This window comes from Bradyrhizobium sp. 153 (genome assembly GCF_023073835.1).
Lineage (GTDB): Bacteria > Pseudomonadota > Alphaproteobacteria > Rhizobiales > Xanthobacteraceae > Bradyrhizobium.
Window position 1 is genome coordinate 1 of sequence record NZ_JADPKH010000154.1, and the last position, 16,389, is coordinate 16,389.

22 protein-coding genes and 1 tRNA gene are annotated in these 16,389 nt (G+C 62.5%); 14 read left to right on the forward strand and 9 right to left on the reverse strand.

The window, feature by feature from the left end:
- Positions 1–107 precede the first annotated feature (107 nt).
- The 3 genes from IVA91_RS34915 to IVA91_RS34925 form a co-directional block, all read right to left on the reverse strand.
- The gene (locus IVA91_RS34915) at positions 108–293 is read right to left on the reverse strand and encodes a hypothetical protein (RefSeq protein ID WP_247281013.1); all 186 of its coding nucleotides are present in this window, start codon (positions 291–293) and stop codon (positions 108–110) included.
- A gap of 430 nt (positions 294–723) precedes the next feature.
- Positions 724–1,026: a hypothetical protein gene (locus IVA91_RS34920; protein ID WP_247417507.1), complete on the reverse strand. Its 303-nt coding sequence runs from the start codon at positions 1,024–1,026 to the stop codon at positions 724–726.
- Between the two features lie 210 nt (positions 1,027–1,236).
- Positions 1,237–1,728 (reverse strand): hypothetical protein, encoded by a 492-nt coding sequence (locus IVA91_RS34925; protein ID WP_247417505.1) that lies wholly within the window; start codon positions 1,726–1,728, stop codon positions 1,237–1,239.
- A 352-nt stretch (positions 1,729–2,080) separates the two neighbouring features.
- Between IVA91_RS34925 and IVA91_RS34930 the strand changes: the two genes are divergently transcribed.
- The 3 genes from IVA91_RS34930 to IVA91_RS34940 all read left to right on the forward strand — a co-directional run bounded on the left by IVA91_RS34930 (position 2,081) and on the right by IVA91_RS34940 (position 4,185).
- Complete coding sequence (locus IVA91_RS34930) at positions 2,081–2,377, forward strand: HU family DNA-binding protein (protein ID WP_008558895.1); 297 nt, start codon at positions 2,081–2,083, stop codon at positions 2,375–2,377.
- 658 nt (positions 2,378–3,035) lie between these two features.
- Positions 3,036–3,173: a hypothetical protein gene (locus IVA91_RS34935; protein WP_247281017.1), complete on the forward strand. Its 138-nt coding sequence runs from the start codon at positions 3,036–3,038 to the stop codon at positions 3,171–3,173.
- Positions 3,174–3,987: 814 nt separating this feature from the next.
- The gene (locus tag IVA91_RS34940) at positions 3,988–4,185 is read left to right on the forward strand and encodes a hypothetical protein (protein ID WP_247417501.1); all 198 of its coding nucleotides are present in this window, start codon (positions 3,988–3,990) and stop codon (positions 4,183–4,185) included.
- On the opposite strand, the gene IVA91_RS36935 is transcribed toward IVA91_RS34940, so the two are convergent.
- Together IVA91_RS36935 and IVA91_RS34945 are read right to left on the reverse strand one after the other, a co-directional pair.
- On the reverse strand, positions 4,182–4,307 hold the full coding sequence (locus IVA91_RS36935) for a hypothetical protein (protein ID WP_256465478.1): 126 nt from the start codon (positions 4,305–4,307) through the stop codon (positions 4,182–4,184). The two genes, IVA91_RS34940 and IVA91_RS36935, sit on opposite strands and share 4 nt — an antisense overlap.
- 77 nt (positions 4,308–4,384) lie before the next feature.
- Positions 4,385–4,615, reverse strand: a complete 231-nt coding sequence (locus tag IVA91_RS34945) for a hypothetical protein (RefSeq protein WP_247281019.1) — start codon at positions 4,613–4,615, stop codon at positions 4,385–4,387.
- Positions 4,616–4,896: 281 nt separating this feature from the next.
- On the opposite strand from IVA91_RS34945, the gene IVA91_RS34950 reads away from it, so the two are divergent.
- Complete coding sequence (locus IVA91_RS34950) at positions 4,897–5,184, forward strand: hypothetical protein (protein WP_247281020.1); 288 nt, start codon at positions 4,897–4,899, stop codon at positions 5,182–5,184.
- 65 nt (positions 5,185–5,249) lie between these two features.
- On the opposite strand, the gene IVA91_RS34955 is transcribed toward IVA91_RS34950, so the two are convergent.
- Positions 5,250–5,414, reverse strand: a complete 165-nt coding sequence (locus IVA91_RS34955) for a hypothetical protein (protein WP_247281021.1) — start codon at positions 5,412–5,414, stop codon at positions 5,250–5,252.
- A 273-nt stretch (positions 5,415–5,687) separates the two neighbouring features.
- On the opposite strand from IVA91_RS34955, the gene IVA91_RS34960 reads away from it, so the two are divergent.
- The 4 genes from IVA91_RS34960 to IVA91_RS34975 all read left to right on the forward strand — a co-directional run bounded on the left by IVA91_RS34960 (position 5,688) and on the right by IVA91_RS34975 (position 8,028).
- The gene (locus IVA91_RS34960) at positions 5,688–6,449 is read left to right on the forward strand and encodes an NAD-dependent protein deacetylase (RefSeq protein WP_247417497.1); all 762 of its coding nucleotides are present in this window, start codon (positions 5,688–5,690) and stop codon (positions 6,447–6,449) included.
- A gap of 198 nt (positions 6,450–6,647) precedes the next feature.
- The gene (locus IVA91_RS34965; protein ID WP_247281023.1) at positions 6,648–7,277 is read left to right on the forward strand and encodes a cold-shock protein; all 630 of its coding nucleotides are present in this window, start codon (positions 6,648–6,650) and stop codon (positions 7,275–7,277) included.
- 114 nt (positions 7,278–7,391) lie between these two features.
- The gene (locus IVA91_RS34970) at positions 7,392–7,877 is read left to right on the forward strand and encodes a DUF192 domain-containing protein (RefSeq protein ID WP_247281024.1); all 486 of its coding nucleotides are present in this window, start codon (positions 7,392–7,394) and stop codon (positions 7,875–7,877) included.
- A 74-nt stretch (positions 7,878–7,951) separates the two neighbouring features.
- Positions 7,952–8,028, forward strand: a tRNA-Pro gene (locus IVA91_RS34975).
- 66 nt (positions 8,029–8,094) lie between these two features.
- Here IVA91_RS34975 and IVA91_RS34980 read toward each other — a convergent pair.
- A complete protein-coding gene (locus IVA91_RS34980) occupies positions 8,095–8,316 on the reverse strand; it encodes an RNA-binding protein (RefSeq protein WP_247419696.1) in 222 nt (73 codons plus the stop codon).
- 858 nt (positions 8,317–9,174) lie between these two features.
- Between IVA91_RS34980 and IVA91_RS34985 the strand changes: the two genes are divergently transcribed.
- A complete protein-coding gene (locus IVA91_RS34985) occupies positions 9,175–9,369 on the forward strand; it encodes a hypothetical protein (RefSeq protein ID WP_247281026.1) in 195 nt (64 codons plus the stop codon).
- 25 nt (positions 9,370–9,394) lie between these two features.
- Here IVA91_RS34985 and IVA91_RS34990 read toward each other — a convergent pair whose 3' ends face one another.
- The gene (locus tag IVA91_RS34990; RefSeq protein ID WP_247281027.1) at positions 9,395–10,561 is read right to left on the reverse strand and encodes an OpgC domain-containing protein; all 1,167 of its coding nucleotides are present in this window, start codon (positions 10,559–10,561) and stop codon (positions 9,395–9,397) included.
- Positions 10,562–10,816: 255 nt separating this feature from the next.
- On the opposite strand from IVA91_RS34990, the gene IVA91_RS34995 reads away from it, so the two are divergent.
- The 3 genes from IVA91_RS34995 to IVA91_RS35005 all read left to right on the forward strand — a co-directional run bounded on the left by IVA91_RS34995 (position 10,817) and on the right by IVA91_RS35005 (position 12,342).
- Positions 10,817–11,122 (forward strand): ETC complex I subunit, encoded by a 306-nt coding sequence (locus tag IVA91_RS34995; RefSeq protein ID WP_247281028.1) that lies wholly within the window; start codon positions 10,817–10,819, stop codon positions 11,120–11,122.
- 211 nt (positions 11,123–11,333) lie between these two features.
- Positions 11,334–11,828 carry an Lrp/AsnC family transcriptional regulator gene (locus IVA91_RS35000; protein ID WP_247281029.1) on the forward strand — a complete coding sequence of 165 codons (495 nt, stop codon included), beginning with the start codon at positions 11,334–11,336 and terminating at the stop codon, positions 11,826–11,828.
- Positions 11,829–12,045: 217 nt separating this feature from the next.
- The gene (locus IVA91_RS35005) at positions 12,046–12,342 is read left to right on the forward strand and encodes a DUF3551 domain-containing protein (protein WP_247281030.1); all 297 of its coding nucleotides are present in this window, start codon (positions 12,046–12,048) and stop codon (positions 12,340–12,342) included.
- A 102-nt stretch (positions 12,343–12,444) separates the two neighbouring features.
- On the opposite strand, the gene IVA91_RS35010 is transcribed toward IVA91_RS35005, so the two are convergent.
- On the reverse strand, positions 12,445–13,473 hold the full coding sequence (locus IVA91_RS35010; RefSeq protein ID WP_247281031.1) for an AraC family transcriptional regulator: 1,029 nt from the start codon (positions 13,471–13,473) through the stop codon (positions 12,445–12,447).
- 111 nt (positions 13,474–13,584) lie between these two features.
- Between IVA91_RS35010 and IVA91_RS35015 the strand changes: the two genes are divergently transcribed.
- Together IVA91_RS35015 and IVA91_RS35020 are read left to right on the forward strand one after the other, a co-directional pair.
- On the forward strand, positions 13,585–14,757 hold the full coding sequence (locus IVA91_RS35015) for an isovaleryl-CoA dehydrogenase (protein WP_247281032.1): 1,173 nt from the start codon (positions 13,585–13,587) through the stop codon (positions 14,755–14,757).
- Between the two features lie 24 nt (positions 14,758–14,781).
- The gene (locus IVA91_RS35020; RefSeq protein ID WP_247281033.1) at positions 14,782–16,386 is read left to right on the forward strand and encodes a carboxyl transferase domain-containing protein; all 1,605 of its coding nucleotides are present in this window, start codon (positions 14,782–14,784) and stop codon (positions 16,384–16,386) included.
- Positions 16,387–16,389 lie beyond the last annotated feature (3 nt).

Here is a 16,389-nt window from a genome sequence, read left to right on the forward strand (position 1 = left end):
CAAATCGCCACCCGCGCCTCCAGCGCAACGGCTCCTCATCGCCTTCGCTAGACCTTCTATCCTCTGTCGCACAGCTATCGGCCGTGTGAGAAATGCGGGCTAGTGCGTCACTTGGCGTAACCCTGAGAGCGGAGCCAGGCGATCTTGCGGTCGCCGTTGATCCAGTCGTCGGCATCCGCCTTGCTGGTGAATCCGCTGATTTCGCGCTGTTCGCTGTTGGGGTAGTCTGCCAGTATCTTCCAGTCGTTCTCTGAGATCCGGACGGTTTTGAAAGTAACTTTTATTTTTGCCATGCAGCATTATGCAGGAAATGCTTCCAAAAGAGAACCCCATCTTGCAGCTCTCATGCTGGCTTCCTCCTAAGCTTGCTGCAAGGTGCTTCAACGGTGACGGTGCGCGCTGCTGAAGAACCATGCGGCTCGTAGCGAAATCGGCTTCGCTCGCTCGTTCGAGGGTTCACCTCTCCCCAGCGGGCAAGGCCTATTGCAGGTCAAGAAACGTAGCGATAACTCGCCCGGAGCCCGTCCTTCGAGACGCCCGCTTCCGGCGGGCCTCAGGTCGCTTTGTGGCGAGATATCAGACCGTCATGGTGAGGACGCCGCTGGCGCGGGCGGCTCCGGAGAATGCTTTGCATCGCCGGGCAAACATGCCGGCCGAACACCTTCGGCAACTACGGGAGAGGTGAACCTCGGCTCATACCGATTCAACCACGACCGTCCTACTTCAGGCTGCGATCCGTTGCTCGACGGAGACCGTCAGGTATTTGAGCACTTCTGCGTGCTCGAGATCAGGAACCGCGATGGCCGTGTGGTTGTACATCGCATGGCTCCGCGAGTTTGCGATCTTGTCCAGGATCTCTTTGCCTTTGACGACGTGGAGGCCCATGCCGTCTCCAGAGGGGAAGATCGCCAGCACGACGTCATAGGCTGCGATGACGGCTCGCAGCGCTTCGGCCTTGTCCTCGGCGACATCGACGAAAATACGCACGTCAGCTGCGAGTTCACGCAGCTCGTTAAAATCCAGCACTGTGGGATACTCCAACGCAACGATACTGATGCGAGATTGGAGGCGTTAGGTTACCGAAGTCTCAACAAGGTGTGCCGAGTCACAAGTTTCACGATGAGGTGACCCGCAGTGCTCTCTAAAGTGCGCGATGAATCAGGATGAACGTCATCGCGCTTTAGGTTATTGTTTGAGCATGATCTTTTCGGACAACCGCTGCACACTTTTCCGGATCTAGCGCTTGGCTTCGTCTTTGCGAAGCCGGGCCTCCGCGCTCTCGTCGACGAGCTTCAAGGCGAGGCCGTCATAGCTCAGCTTGAGGCCACGGCCGACGATCCATATCCAGCCCTCGCGGTCCTTGGCTGGCTGGGCGTTGAACTGGTCGGAGATCGATTTGACGGCGACGTCCTGCGGCCGCGGATTAGTCAACTCCGCATGGACACGCCAGACCGGACGCCTGACGTGGGCCTCGTCGCTATGGACCGTGACCTTGGCGCCATTGATGTCGCATTCGAGGGTATACGAACCGCGGATCTGGCGGCACAGATAGCGACGTTGACTGACGAGCTTGCTTGTCTCGTCGAATGTCATCCCGGGCGAGAAGCCGAAGATGTCGGATTTTTTCACGAGGGCCAATGACGCAGGCTTCAAAAAGCTCGGCTGGATGGCTACGAGGGCGGCGATTGCAACAATGATCAAGCCGGCGATGACGATAGCGATCTTCATGAGCCCCCCACCAGAAACCTCTCGACCATATAGCAGCCGCGGCGTCCTAACAGGCACCCAACAGCGAAAACCCCGCCTGGGGGAAGCGGGGCTTTCTGGTGGGGTGAAGCTTAGGGACTTCAAGAGTAAGACGCGCCAGGGGGCAAATGGTTCAACAAGTACCGGCACATGCCGTGACACCGTTCACCGGACGTCGGGAACCCCAGAGAGCCCCTGCTTGCGTTTTGAGCCTCGATAGGCTCTAAGCCCGTCACTTCATGACCTCTGGCATGAATCAGAAGCGCGCCTCCGCGGGTCCGGCCGCGTCCACAGCAGAGTTATTCGCGCGCACCCCTTTAAAGGAATTCAGAACATGGCGAAGATGACGAAGACCCAATTGATCGATGCAATTGCGGAAGGCACGCAGCTGTCAAAGAACGACGTGAAGTCGGTGATCGAATACATGGCGACGGTCGGCTACAAGGAGCTCAACGAGTCCGGCGAGTTCGTCATTCCCGGCTTCGTCAAGATGTCGGTGGTGAACAAGCCGGCGACCGAAGCCAGGATGGGCATCAATCCCTTCACCAAGGAGCCGATGCAGTTTGCGGCAAAGCCGGCGAGCAAGTCGGTCAAGGCCTCGCCGCTGAAGGTGGCCAAGGACGCCGTCTAAGACCGGAGATGGTTCGCGAAGAATCACGACGGGTCAACCGCTGAAGAAAAAGTGGTGCTCGGCGACGGCAACGCCGAACATCACCACGACGATCAGGAGAAGCCCCAGGGAGCGCCGACTGTTTTGTCCCGGCGCGCCCTGCGGTTTGCCGCAAGCGGGCACACCGAAAGACCGATCGGGATTTCGCTCTCACAGAACTGGCAGATCATCGGCGCCTCGCGCAAGTCCCGCACGTGGCGCGGGAACTCCGGGACCTAGCGCCGCGTCGCACCAGGGCGCCGGCGCCATCGAATTCGGCCGGACAATGCGACAGAGGAAAACTCGTCCTCACGGCGGTGGCCTGCCGCCCAGCCGCGGCTGAAAAGAAAAGCCCCGCGCGTTCGCACGGGGCTCTCTTGGCTGACGGCGTTGGGATTTCAGCGCCTGGCCGCTTGCGCTTGTAACGTAAGGTTGAAAATCCAAATAGCAACCGCGCCGCGAGGACGGGATATGTTCGTCAGGCGGCGCTGCCGTATGACAAGGCGCTGAAATCCAGAGCCTCCTTGGTCTGCACAGCGCGGAGCAGGTTCAAGCCGCCACGCCCTGTGGAATTTCGGGGAGGACTGGACTTTCTGTTCTCATTTTGTTCTAGTTGGTCATCTTCTCTTGGAGGTGATTCATGACCGTCGAGAAACAGCGCGAAGTGATCAGGCTCTGGAACGAGCTCAGAAAGCTCGATGGCCCGGCCGCAGAAGAGCTCCGCATCCAAATCCTCGAATGCTTTTCGGAGAAGGGCAAGGCGAAGCGGGCGGCGTGATTGGATCAGCGAACGCCATCGCTGATTGCCCTTGGAAGCCAACGTGACGGAACGAACCTGTGACGTCAGCGTTCCCGCAGCATGACATGCCCGCAATGCGCCAAGCCGATGACGGCGAACTCACCCAACAGCTTTCGATGCGAGCCGTGCCGTGAGATCGTCATCGTGTTCGCCGTCGTCTCGAAATTCTTACCGCCGAAAATTCTCCCGCCAAGGACTCGTGCGCCGAAGACGTGACGGCGCACGCTTTCACGGATCGTTAGGATTCGCGCCCCGCTGATTTTCCGATTCTGATTCGTTCTTTGCGAACGAAATGGAGTCGGATGCAGAACAAGCCACGCCTTCTGTGTCGATGCGGGACACGTCCGTCACGGCGGGGCTGCGCAGCGGTCGTCCGGTGCGTCCGCCACTCGCAGCCACGCCAAGGCAAGCTATCGGTGCCGCAGCGACCGACCTTACGTGATCGGACGTTCGCCGCGCGCCTCCTCACCGCCCATTAACGGTTGCTCCGCGCCGATTTCCCGGATTCCGATTCGTTCTTTGCGAACGAAAAGGAGTCGAAGCTGGAACAAAGGAGGTCGGGAGTAGCGGGCCGTGACAGCGCGGACCTTCCGCGCGATGCAGAAGCGGCGCACCAAGATCGCGGCGCAGCGCCTAACGAAAGCTTGGGGGAAAGCAAATAACCCTATTCGGTTAGGTTAAAAGCCCAATCGCGTTGCACTCGCCGCTACTTGGGATAGGTGTCTGGCAACGACAATCAAGAAACGACCTTGCGAGTTTGCAAGAAACGCCTTTGTCCAGAAGCCATTTTGTCATGACACCATTTTCGGAGCCGTTCTTTCATCAAGGCGACCGCCACACCTACCGGCGCGTCGCCATCGTCGGCACGCTCTTCTGTCTCGCTTTCGTGGCCATCAGCTTTTCGCTGCGGCCGCAGGTCGAGGACACGCGTGTCGCGGTCAAGGCGGATCGGCTGATGCGCACGGCAGGGCAGGCGCCGCACGCGAACTAGCGCTTCTCGCCGTAAATCCGATCGTCCGCGGACGTATCCCGGAACATGCCGCCGCGCGTTGCAAGCGCGACGAAACCGGCATAGCCGGACAGGTTGAGCAAGACTTCGAGCCACACGGGCATGTCGGGCCTCATCTGCCTGAAGACGACTCAACGTGTGCGCGAAAATGTTGTTCCGTGCACACAGGAAGTTACGCCGTTCAGAGGCCGGACGAGGGATCGAGCCTTCGGCCGAGGGCCGCAACGGACTCGCTCGACGGCCGTTCCTTGAGGAACTCGGCGATGGCCTGCGCCAGTTCGCGGTCGCTCATTGGCTTCGCCGGCGGGCGCAGCGTGCCGACCCCGAAGCTGCGGACGATCTCCTCGTAGTGCTGATCGTCGGATTTGGGCACGAGCCGGCGGATACGGGCCAGCAAAGCGGATATGGGCATCTCTCCTCCTCGATCGTCCGCCCCGCTGGCAGAAGCTCACCTCTGCTGCCATCTCTCCCGTGAAACTAAAAACCCCGCCAGCATCGCGGAGGATGCTGGCGGGGTCTTCGTGCTGTCGCCTCAACCGGATGGTGGAGGCTTCCGCACTTGCAGAGTTAATCCGCGCAGGCAGCGTTCGTTCCTGCTGGCTCGCTATTTTTTGGACGGCTTGCGGTTCCGCATTGCCGCAACCATCGCAGGCCCTCGCCGTTATCTCCGCGAGACGCGCGAAGGAGGAGATTATGAGGAAGACATTGGCAGTTCTGGCCACCGTCGCAGCCGTCGGCGTAACCGCGGTCGCGGCGCCTGCGCCTGCCGAGGCGCGTGGCCGCGGTATCGGGCCGGGCCTCGCATTCGGCCTTGCCGCCGGCGCAATCACGGCGGGCGCTGTCGCGGCATCGCATCCGTACGGCTATTACGGTCCGGGTTACGGCTATTACGACGGCCCGGGCTACTATTACGGACCGGGTCCTTACGCCTATTACGGCGGCGGACCGTACTATCGGCACCACCACTGGCGCCACTGGTAGCGACTGACAAGCGAAAAGCCCGGAGCAAGGCTCCGGGCTTTTTTTCGTTCGCCTGATGTCACGCTCTACGGCCAGAGCGAGGGACGCTCCGCCTTGCGGGCATTATCGAGCGTCGACACGAAATATTCCTCGCGCTCGCGCTTGAACTTCTCCTGGGTGGCGCGGAAGGCGGCAACACGGGCGGCGATCTCATCGCGTTCGCGGGCTTTGCGTTCTTCATCTTCGGTCATGTCCATCCCCTCTGTTCGCACCTGAACCTGTGTTTTCGACTGACCTCGAGCGCTGCCGCCGCATTGCGTCGTGAGTCGGATTCAACACATCCATTGGGGCTCTCGAATGGGGCGTCAATTGGGAGGAGGCATTGCAGGATTGTGATATGCGAGGGGCGGCAGGAGTTGCCTACTCTGTTTCTCTTCGCTCTTTTTCATCATGTTGGACAAGAGCGTCAACAATCTTGCCGCTTGTGCGCCTTGCAGCTAGCGCAAACACATCGGGAGCAGCGATTGATTGCATTGGATCTTCGCAGCGGCGTCGAACGGCTCGGCGAGATGATCGCCGAAGCGAAGCGAATCGTGCCGTTCACCGGCGCCGGCATCTCGACCGAATGCGGCATCCCCGACTTCCGCTCGCCGGGCGGACTGTGGATGCGCAACCGTCCGATCCCGTTCGACGAGTTCGTGGCGAGCCAAGAGGCGCGCGACGAATCCTGGCGTCGCCGCTTTGCGATGGAGCAGGTCTTCGCAGCTGCAAAGCCGGGCCGCGGCCACCGAGCGCTGGCCTCGCTCTATCGCGCCGGCAAGGTTCCCGCGATCATCACCCAGAATATCGACAATCTGCACCAGGCCTCGGGGGTGGCGGCCGAGCACGTGATTGAACTTCACGGAAATACTACTTATGCGCGCTGCCTCGGGTGCGGCAAGGTCTACCAGCTCGACTGGGTGAAGCGCCGATTCGACGCGGAGGGCGCTGCGCCCAACTGCACCACGTGCGACGAGCCGGTGAAGACCGCCACGATCTCGTTCGGCCAGATGATGCCCGAGGACGAAATGCAGCGGGCAACCGCGCTGTCGCAGGCCTGCGACCTCTTCATCGCAATCGGTTCCTCGCTGGTGGTGTGGCCAGCGGCAGGCTTTCCGATGTTGGCCAAGGACGCCGGCGCACGTCTGGTGATCATCAACCGCGAGCCGACCGAGCAGGACGACATCGCCGACCTCGTGATCCATCACGACATCGGCGAAACGCTCGGGCCCTTTGCCGGGAATTGAGGCATCAATTTGATTCGCGGCTGTGCAAGCTGTTCATAGGTCCCGGCGAATCTCTTTTTTGTCTATGCCTCGCAACCGGGAGTGTTATCTTTTGAGTCGAAAGATTCGCGTCGCGTCGAATTGAGAACATTCTCTTAAGACGCGTGATTCGAGCGCCGCCAATGTGGCGGGTTGCATGGCAGTGTGGGGTCCGGGGTTATGGGGTCGTCGGACGGATTTGAGTCCAAGAAGGTTGGAGTTCCCGTGGGCGAGCACGGTGGCGGTCGCGACAGCGCGCTCAGCCCCTTCACCGGACTGGGTGAGGGCAGCGGCAATCTGGTCGAGGTTCACGGCGTCATCAAATGGTTCGACGCCTCAAAGGGCTATGGCTTCATCGTTCCCGACAATGGTTGGCCCGACGTGCTCCTGCACGTCACCGTGCTGAGGCGCGACGGCTTTCAGACCGCTTACGAGGGCGCCCGCATCGTCGTCGAGTGCATCCAGCGCGCCAAGGGCTATCAGGCATTCCGCGTGGTCTCGATGGACGAATCCACCGCGATCCATCCGGCGCAGATGCTGCCGCCGCGCACCCACGTCACGGTCACCCCGACCAGCGGCCTGGAGCGGGCTCAGGTCAAATGGTTCAACCGGCTGCGCGGCTTCGGCTTCCTCACCTGCGGCGAGGGCACGCCCGACATCTTCGTGCACATGGAGACGCTGCGCCGATTCGGCATGACTGAACTGCGCCCCGGCCAATATGTGCTGGTTCGGTTCGGGCCCGGCTCCAAGGGCATGATGGCGGCCGAAATCCATCCCGAGACCGGCTCGCCGGGCTTGCAGTCGCACTAAAGGCACCAATTCCCGCAATCGTGAGCAGAGGCGCACCGGCCGACCGGCGCGCCTCTGGCTTTTCCGGCGACCGTTGCGTAAGGACTGTTCCAGTCCCACGCCTCGAGTACTCCCATGAATTCTGATCGAAAGGCCGTCTGGTCCGTTGTGAAGGGCTGGCTTGCCGTCATCCTCGTCGTTGCCGGCATGGTCGCCGCAATCGGATCCGTCCGCGCCGCGAGTTTCCAGCCGCTCGAGATCGTCACCAGAAGCGGCGTGCAGGTGTTCTCGGTCGAGATGGCGACGACCGAGCAGGAGAAGCAGACCGGCCTGATGTATCGCAAGGAACTGGCCGACGGCAAAGGCATGCTGTTCGACTTCAATCCCGAGCAGGAAGTTTCGATGTGGATGAAGAACACCTACGTCTCGCTCGACATGATCTTCATCCGCGCCGACGGCCGCATCCTGCGCATCGCCGAGAACACCGAGCCGCTCTCGACCAAGATCATCTCGTCTCAGGGCCCCGCCCGGGCGGTGCTGGAGGTGGTGGCGGGAACGGCGCAGAAATACGGCATCCGTCCTGGCGACCGGGTCGCCCACCCGCTGTTCGGCAGCAAATAGGCGCCCCGGATCGGCGTCATTGGCGCCTTGCTGGCGAGCCGGGAAGCGTGTATCGACGGGGCGCGCCGGATATTCGGGGTATAGCGCAGCCTGGTAGCGCGGCAGTTTTGGGTACTGCAGGTCGTTGGTTCGAATCCAGCTGCCCCGACCAGTCCCGACGTGCGCCTCAAGCATCCCCAGGCCGACGCCCAAGCCTTATGAGGGCTTCGGGACCGCGTCAGAACAACAGCCAGCTGACGAGGTGCCAAGCAACCCAGGCGAGGGCGCAAATCCAGCCCAGCATGGCGATCCCCGCGAGGCCGAGCCCACCGAGCGCAAGCAGCGAGCTTCCGGCCTCCGGCGTCTCGACGAGCTTCTCCGGCGTATCGACTTGGCTCCCAGCGTTTCCTCGCGCTGCGGCCTGGCGTTCGTTGGTTTCGGCTCGTTCGCGACAGTTCACCGGCCGCGCTCCAGCTCATATGGACGTGCGACGCCTCCGTGCAGGCGGGCGCACGCTGATTGCGGACACCCTCGGACAGGCGGGAAAAAGCTGCAACGCGTGGCGCAGCGATTGGTTGCCCTCGTGTGGGCCGAAAGGCGCGGCGGAAGCTTTGGCGCTCAACCTCCTTGCCGCGCGACTTCGGTGCGACGCCTCAAGCCGTTGCGGTCGTCAGAGCGGCGCAGAATTTCCGGACGCTCTTCGAACCTTCTGAGCGCCGCCAAAGACATATTCGTGTTGGGGATTTCAGCGCCCAATGCCTAACGGACGCCGCCGAGCGATGATACTCCGCTTGCGCGGCGTTGCGCTTTTCAGGCATCACTGTTCAGATCTCGTCATCAGCTCGAGGCGTGCCAGCCGAGCGGAAATGGCACGAACGGCCAGACCGTCTGGTTATCGTTGGCGGCTTTCGGCGGCTGCTGGGCGGACGTGTTTACGATCGGGACAGGCGCCGTCGATCGCAGTGCCAAGCGCAGACATGCACATTGCAAATTCATTGTGGTCGCCCCGGCCGGTCAATTGTTTTCAAAATACGTGTCGGGCCAAAAACACGCGCGTCTCAAATCGGCGCGCTCTCAAATCACGCAAGCATTCTAGAAAAGTCGACCGCGGCTTTCAACCAATCTCGCCGTTTGCGCACGAGAAGTAAGGTTGACCGGTTAGGTTAAGGGCGAGCGATTGTTGCGGCCGCCTCAGTGACTGTTATCACATCAAGCACGGCTCGCGATGGGCTGCCGGAAATCCGCGCTCGCACGTGGACGGCAGCGCGCGCATCAGTTGAGTTCTGCGCGGGTGACTTCCGCGCCAGTGAGTTCTGCCATGTCTTTCGATCGCAATTCCAAGACCGCCGGTCCGCAGACGAGCTGGACCGAAATCTGGCATCTCTGGACCGTGATCGTGCCGCGCCGTTCGATCAACGGGCAGCTCGTGTACGGCAAGGTCTGGCGCCGCCATGACGGCCGCGACTGGATCTACAAGAAGTTCACCGAGTTCGACGGCGAAGCGGCGGCCTGACGCGGCTTCGGCCGCCGCGTCACGATCAGGCCGCCTTCGCTGCCGGCTTGGACGGTGGCGGCTTCAAGGGCTTGTCCTGCTTCTTCGACCAGGAGATGTAATAGGCCACCGTCGTCATGATCGCGATGCCGGCGATGCTGACGAAGAGCTGCGCAAGCAGCGAGCCCGAGCTCATCGACAGCTCGAAATGGCCGACGAAGGAGAGGAACACGCCGACGCAGAACACCGCGAGTGACTGCTGGCCGCAGACGATCAGCGGATCGAACACCTTCCACTCTAGGCCCGGCCACTCCTTCGGCACGAAGCGGATCACCAGGATCACGATCACGACGAAGTGGATGAAGCGGTAGGGCGCGAGGTTGGTCTTGTCGTTCGGGTTGAAGGCCGAGAACAGCCACTGCGGGAACATGCCGCCGAAGGTCGGGAAGCGCCCAGCCATAGTCATGATCAGCGCGAAGGCGAGATAGGCGAGGCAGAGGTAGAGCGTGACCGGCGCATTGATCAGCGCCATCGAGCGCCGCGCGCCGCCCATGGCGCACCAGGCCCCGAACACGAACAGCACCTGCCAGCAATACGGGTTGAAGTACCACTGCCCGGCCGGATAGGCCGTCAGATTCCAGCCGAAATGGCGCGCGGCGAGCCACAGCACGATTGACAGCGCCATCGTCACGTCGGGTTTGCGCAGCATGAACCACAGCACCGGCGGGAACAGTCCCATCAGCACGATGTAGAGCGGTAGCACGTCGAGATTGAGCGGCTTGAAGCGCAGAAACAGGCCCTGGCGCAGCGTCTCGGTGGCATTGTCGACGAGGCCGGCGACGTTGAACTCGTTGATCATCTCGGAATCGCCGAAGCGCAGGGCGAGGTAGCTGATCGAGGCGATATAGATCACGAACAGGATGATGTGGGCGACATAGAGCTGCCAGACCCGCTTGGTCAGCCTTGTGGCGCCGACGATGAAGCCGCGCTCCAGCATCATGCGCGCATAGACGAAGGACGCCGTGTAGCCGGAGATGAAGACGAAAAGGTCGGCGGCGTCGGAAAAACCGTAATTGCGCGTCGTGACCCAGTTCACGACGTTGTCGGGGATGTGGTCGAGGAAGATCGCCCAGTTCGCGACGCCGCGAAACAGGTCGAGCCGGAGGTCGCGACCCTTTTCGGGAAGTGTTGCGCTGATGTTCAGGAAGGCCATGCAACGAGAGCTTTCGGAAGGAACAAATACGCTGATGTCGGGGAGGCAATGGCGTCGGGCGGGGTCCCGGCGCGGAAGGCGGGTACGCAATTGTCACGGTGCAGCATAATGACTATACCCGTAAGGTAGGGCACCCGGGAGCCGGAATCACCGAACATTTCTCCAACGGTGTCTCTATACTATCCCCGAGGTTTCCACCAACTGCCACCGTGACGCATCGAAATCGAGCGAAAGACCAAGAGGCCCGGACCACCCATGACCGCACGCATTTTCAAGCCCGCCAAGAACGCGATGCAATCCGGCCGGTCCAAGACGAGGGAATGGCAGCTCGACTACGAGCCGGAGCAGCCGCGTTCGGTCGAGCCGCTGATGGGCTGGACCTCGTCCGGCGACATGAAGCAGCAGATCACCCTGCGCTTCCACTCTAAGGAAGAGGCGGTCGCCTATTGCGAGCGCAAGGGGATCGCCTACCAGGTGATCGAGCCGCAGGAGTCGGTGCGCCGGCCGGTCGCTTATGCCGACAATTTCTCGTTCCGGCGCGGCGAGCCCTGGACGCATTGAGGAGCGGGCGAGACTGCGCCGCGTCCAAACGACGTCAACTCGTCATGCCCGGGCTTGTCCCGGGCATCTACATCTCAGGGGCGCGCGAAAGAACCTAGATGGCCCGGACAGGGCCCGGCCATGAGGCAACCAGTGGCTCTGGCCCTTGGCAGCTATTCTGCCGCGTGCTTCGCTGGTGCGAGGCATGACGAGCTTATGGGCGAGGTGGGGTATGGCGGGGCGTGACCAGCTCGATCGCGTCGATCTGAAGATACTGTCCGAGCTGCAGCAGGACGGGCGGGTTCGCAACAACGAGCTGGCGCTGCGCGTCGGCGTATCCGCGCCCAACTGCCTGCGGCGGCTGAAATCGTTGTTCAGCCGCGGCGTGATCCGGGCGGTGCGCGCTGTCATCGACGAACGGCGGCTCGGCTTTGAGGTGGTGTCGTTCGTGTCGATCCAGCTCGGCAGCCAGGCCCAGCCGGTGCTGGAGGCGTTCGAGAGCTCGATCGCCGCAATCCCGCGCATCCAGCAGTGCTGGCGGATTTCGGGCGACACCGATTATCTCCTTAAATGCGTGGCGCCGAGCGTCGAGAGCATGCGCCAGCAGCTCCTGCATTTCGCCGCGATGCCGAACGTGAAGAACGTCCGCAGCTTTCCGGTGCTGGGTGTCGCGAAGGACGTGCCACTGCCGTTGCAGGAGGTCGCCGTGGCGGCGCCGGCAGGATAGGATCCGAATACTCCGGTCGGACAAATCGGTATTTCCTGCAATCCGAATTATAATACATGAGTCAATAACCTAACTGTGACATGTGATTTGCGAAGTCCTGCAATGCGCTCGGCCATGATTGTCGGTTCCCCGGCGCCGCTTAGATGCAAGGTGTGAACCTCGGCGTGCCTGCCATGCCGAGGACTCTTTTGTGGGACCCTGAAGCAGGAAAGACACCATGACATCGATTTCGAAGACGTTCGTCGCATCCGCTGCGACGCTGTTTGCATCTGCGTTTCTGATGATGACCGCACCCGCAGCACAGGCGGAAGAATACTGCATCACCAACGGCGCCCAGGCCGCTCATGGCTGCGGCTATCCGACGATGGAAGCGTGCCGGGCCGCGGCCGGCGGCATCGGCGGCACGTGCTCGCAGAGCGGCGGAGCGAAAACCTCCAGCGACGCGTTCGCCTTGCAGCCGAAGCAGACGCAGTCGCGCAAGCTTCGGTCGGGCGGACAGACCAATTCGAACTGACGTTGCAATCGAGACTGGTTTGGAGATGTGACGGCCTCCGAGAGTCATCTCGGAGGCCGTCAATTTCATGACGACCACGCAACGCACGCGCTCGCGTGTGCCTCACCGATACCGGCCGCGAAATTCACGCGGGCTCGCGCCGGTCCAGGTACGGAAGGCGCGCGAGAAGCTCTTCTCGTTGCGGAAGCCGGCGATCTCCGCGATGCGCTTGATCGGGGTGCGGCCGCGCATCAGCTCCTGCTTGGCGAGCTCGAACTTCGCCTCTTCCTTGAGATCGCGCAGTGAGGTGGCCTCTTCGCGCAGGCGTCGGTGCATGGTGCGTGTGGACAGCGCGAGCTCGCGCGCGACATCCTCGGCACCAAGGACCCGCCCACGCGCATTGCGGAGCACGCGGCGGACGCGCTCGACCAGCAGGCGGTCGCGCCGATAGGGCAGCACGGTCAGCCGCAACGCGCCTTTGAGCATGTTGTCGAGGTCGACCGCGGTGCGCGTGAGCGGCAGCGAGAGATAGTGCTTGTCGAAGATGATCGCGGCGCGGTCCGCGTCGAAGCGGATAGTCCGGCAGAAGATGGTCGGATAGACGGAGACGTGGCCGGGCTCCGGGTACGGGAATTCAGCCGCGCGGAGCGCGATCTGGGAGTCGACCGCCCAACACGAGAAGCCGAGCACGTAGCGGAACAGGGTGACCAGGCAGAACTCGCGGAAGGGCCCGAGGTCACGGAGCTCGCGGATCGACACGACGGCCGTCTCTTCGCCAACCTCGAGATCGAGCAGCACATCCTCGGTCACCAGACGGTGATGCCGGCACCATCGCTTGAGCGCGACCTCCAGCGTCTGTGCGGTGATAGAGGCCCGGCACAGCATGCCGTAGGTGCCCCAAGGCAGCCGCCGCGAGAACCAGCCGAGCGCTTCGTCATCGAGCTCGCGCATGGCATGGCCTGCCACGGCCTCGAACTGGGCGGCGGTGATCCGCCCATCCGGAGAATTGACAAGGTCCAGCGCTACCTGACCCCGGCTCAGCGCCTCCGCTGGATCGCGGCCGTATCGTTCATAAGCGGCGACCACGCCGCGGACGAAGGCGGCAGGGGTCACGGCGCGGCGCGGGATAGCGGTGGCGGCTTGAAAAGGCATCGGAATTCCCTCGGAAAATCCTCGCCAAGTTTGGCGGAAAATGCAACCTTTTCGACCGCAAGAGCGCCTGGGCCCCGCTAGGTTCGGACGCAAAGATACGGAGGAATCGCCTTGAACATCCCGAGCATCGACTTCGATCTGGGCGAAGACATCGGCATGCTGCGCGACACGCTTCGCGCTTTCGTGGAGGCGGAGATCACCCCGCGCGCTGCCGACATCGAGAAAGCCAATCTGTTTCCGGCAGACCTCTGGAAGCGTTTCGGCGACCTCGGCCTGCTCGGCATGACCGCGCCGGAGCAATATGGCGGGTCAAACATGGGCTACCTCGCCCATATCGTCGCCATGGAGGAGATTTCGCGCGGCTCGGCTGCCGTGGGGCTCTCCTACGGCGCCCATTCCAATCTCTGCGTCAACCAGATCCGCCGCAACGGCAACGACACCCAGCGCCAGCGCTATCTGCCGAAGCTGATCTCCGGCGAGCATGTCGGCGCGCTCGCGATGTCGGAGCCCGGCGCCGGCTCCGACGTGGTCTCGATGAAGCTGCGCGCCGACAAGCGCGGCGACCGCTACGTGCTCAACGGCTCCAAGATGTGGATTACCAATGGCGGCGACGCCGACGTGCTCGTCGTCTACGCCAAGACCGATCCGGAGGCCGGTCCGCGCGGCATGACCGCCTTCCTCATCGAGAAAGGCTTCAAGGGATTCACCCACGGCCAGCACCTCGACAAGCTCGGCATGCGCGGCTCCAACACCTACCCCTTGTTCTTCGACGAATGCGAGGTGCCGGAGGAGAACGTGCTCGGCAAGGTGGGCGAGGGCGTCAAGGTTCTGATGTCCGGCCTCGACTATGAGCGCGCGGTACTGTCAGGCGGCCCGCTCGGCATTATGGCGGCCTGCATGGATGCGGTGGTGCCCTACATGCACGAGCGCAAGCAGTTCGGCCAGCCGATCGGCGACTTCCAGCTGATGCAGGGCAAGCTTGCCGACATGTATTCGACCTGGCAGGCCACGCGCGCTTATGTCTATGCGGTGGGGCGCGCCTGCGACCGCGCCGACCACGCGCGCAGCTTGCGCAAGGATGCCGCTGCCGCGATCCTCTATTCCGCGGAGAAGGCGACATGGATGGCGGGCGAGGCGATTCAGGCGCTCGGCGGGGTCGGCTACACCAGTGAATTTCCGGTCGGACGTCTGTGGCGCGACGCCAAACTGTACGAGATCGGCGCCGGCACCTCGGAGGTCCGCCGCATGCTGATCGGCCGCGAGCTGATGGCCGAGACGGCTTGAAACGTTCACCTCATTGGAATCATCATGCCGCTCCATTCCAGCATCGATCCGTCTTCATCAGACTTCGCGCGCAATTCCGAGGCCATGCGCACCCTCGTCGCGGACTTGCGTGAAAAGCTTAGCCAGGTCGCCGGCGGCGGCGGTGAGGCGTCGCGCAACCGCCACACCGCACGCGGCAAGATGCTGGCGCGCCAGCGCGTCGACCTGCTTGTCGATCCCGGGACGTCATTCTTGGAGCTGTCGCCGCTCGCGGCCTATGGCCTCTATGGCGGCGACGTGCATTCGGCGAGCGTCGTCACCGGGGTCGGGCGCATCTCGGGTCGCGAATGCGTGATCGTCGCCAATGATGCCACCATCAAGGGCGGCACCTACTATCCAATGACGGTGAAGAAGCATCTGCGTGCGCAGGACATCGCGCGGCAGAACAACCTTCCTTGCGTCTACATGGTCGATTCCGGCGGGGCCTTCCTGCCGCTCCAGGACGAGATCTTTCCGGATGAGCGGCATTTCGGCCGCATCTTCTACAACCAGGCGCAGATGTCCTCGGCTGGTATCCCGCAGATCGCGATCGTGATGGGCTCCTGCACTGCCGGCGGCGCCTATGTTCCAGCGATGTCGGACGAGAGCATCATCGTTCGCAATCAAGGCACCATCTTCCTCGGCGGTCCGCCACTGGTGAAGGCTGCGACCGGCGAAGTCGTGAGTGCGGAGGAGCTCGGCGGCGCCGACGTGCATTCGCGGCAGTCCGGCGTGACCGACCATTACGCACAGAACGATGCACACGCGATCGGCATCGCCCGGCGCATTGTCGGCACCTTGAAGCCACCGACGCGGCCGAACCTCAACATGCATCCGCCGCGCGAACCGCTGTTTGCGGCGGAGGAGATCTACGGCGTGGTCCCGGTCGACGGCCGCAAGCCATTCGACGTGCGCGACATCATCGCCCGCATCGTCGACGGCTCCGAGTTCGACGAGTTCAAGAAGCTTTACGGCACGACGCTGGTGTGCGGCTTCGCTCATATCTGGGGCTATCCGGTCGGAATTATCGCCAACAACGGCATCCTGTTCAGCGAGAGCTCGCTCAAGGGCGCACATTTCATCGAACTGTGCTGCCAGCGCGGCATCCCGCTGGTTTTCCTGCAGAACATCACGGGCTTCATGGTCGGCAAGAAATACGAGGCCGGCGGCATTGCGCGCGACGGCGCCAAGCTGGTGACGGCGGTTGCGACCGCTTCGGTGCCGAAATTCACCGTCGTGATCGGGGGCTCCTATGGCGCCGGCAATTACGGCATGTGCGGCCGCGCTTACTCGCCGCGCTTCCTGTGGATGTGGCCGAACGCGCGCATCTCGGTAATGGGCGGCGAGCAGGCCTCGATGGTGCTGAGCCAGGTCCGGCGCGACAATATCGAGGCCAAGGGTGATAGCTGGTCCAAGGAAGAGGAAGAGAAATTCCGTAGCCCCATCCGCGCGCAATATGAGAGCCAGGGGCATCCCTATTACGCGACCGCGCGCCTCTGGGACGACGGCGTGATCGATCCGGCCGACACGCGGCTGGTGCTTGGGCTCGGCCTCTCGGCGGCGTCGAATGCGCCGATCGAGCCGACGAAATTCGGCCTGTTCAGGATGTGATGC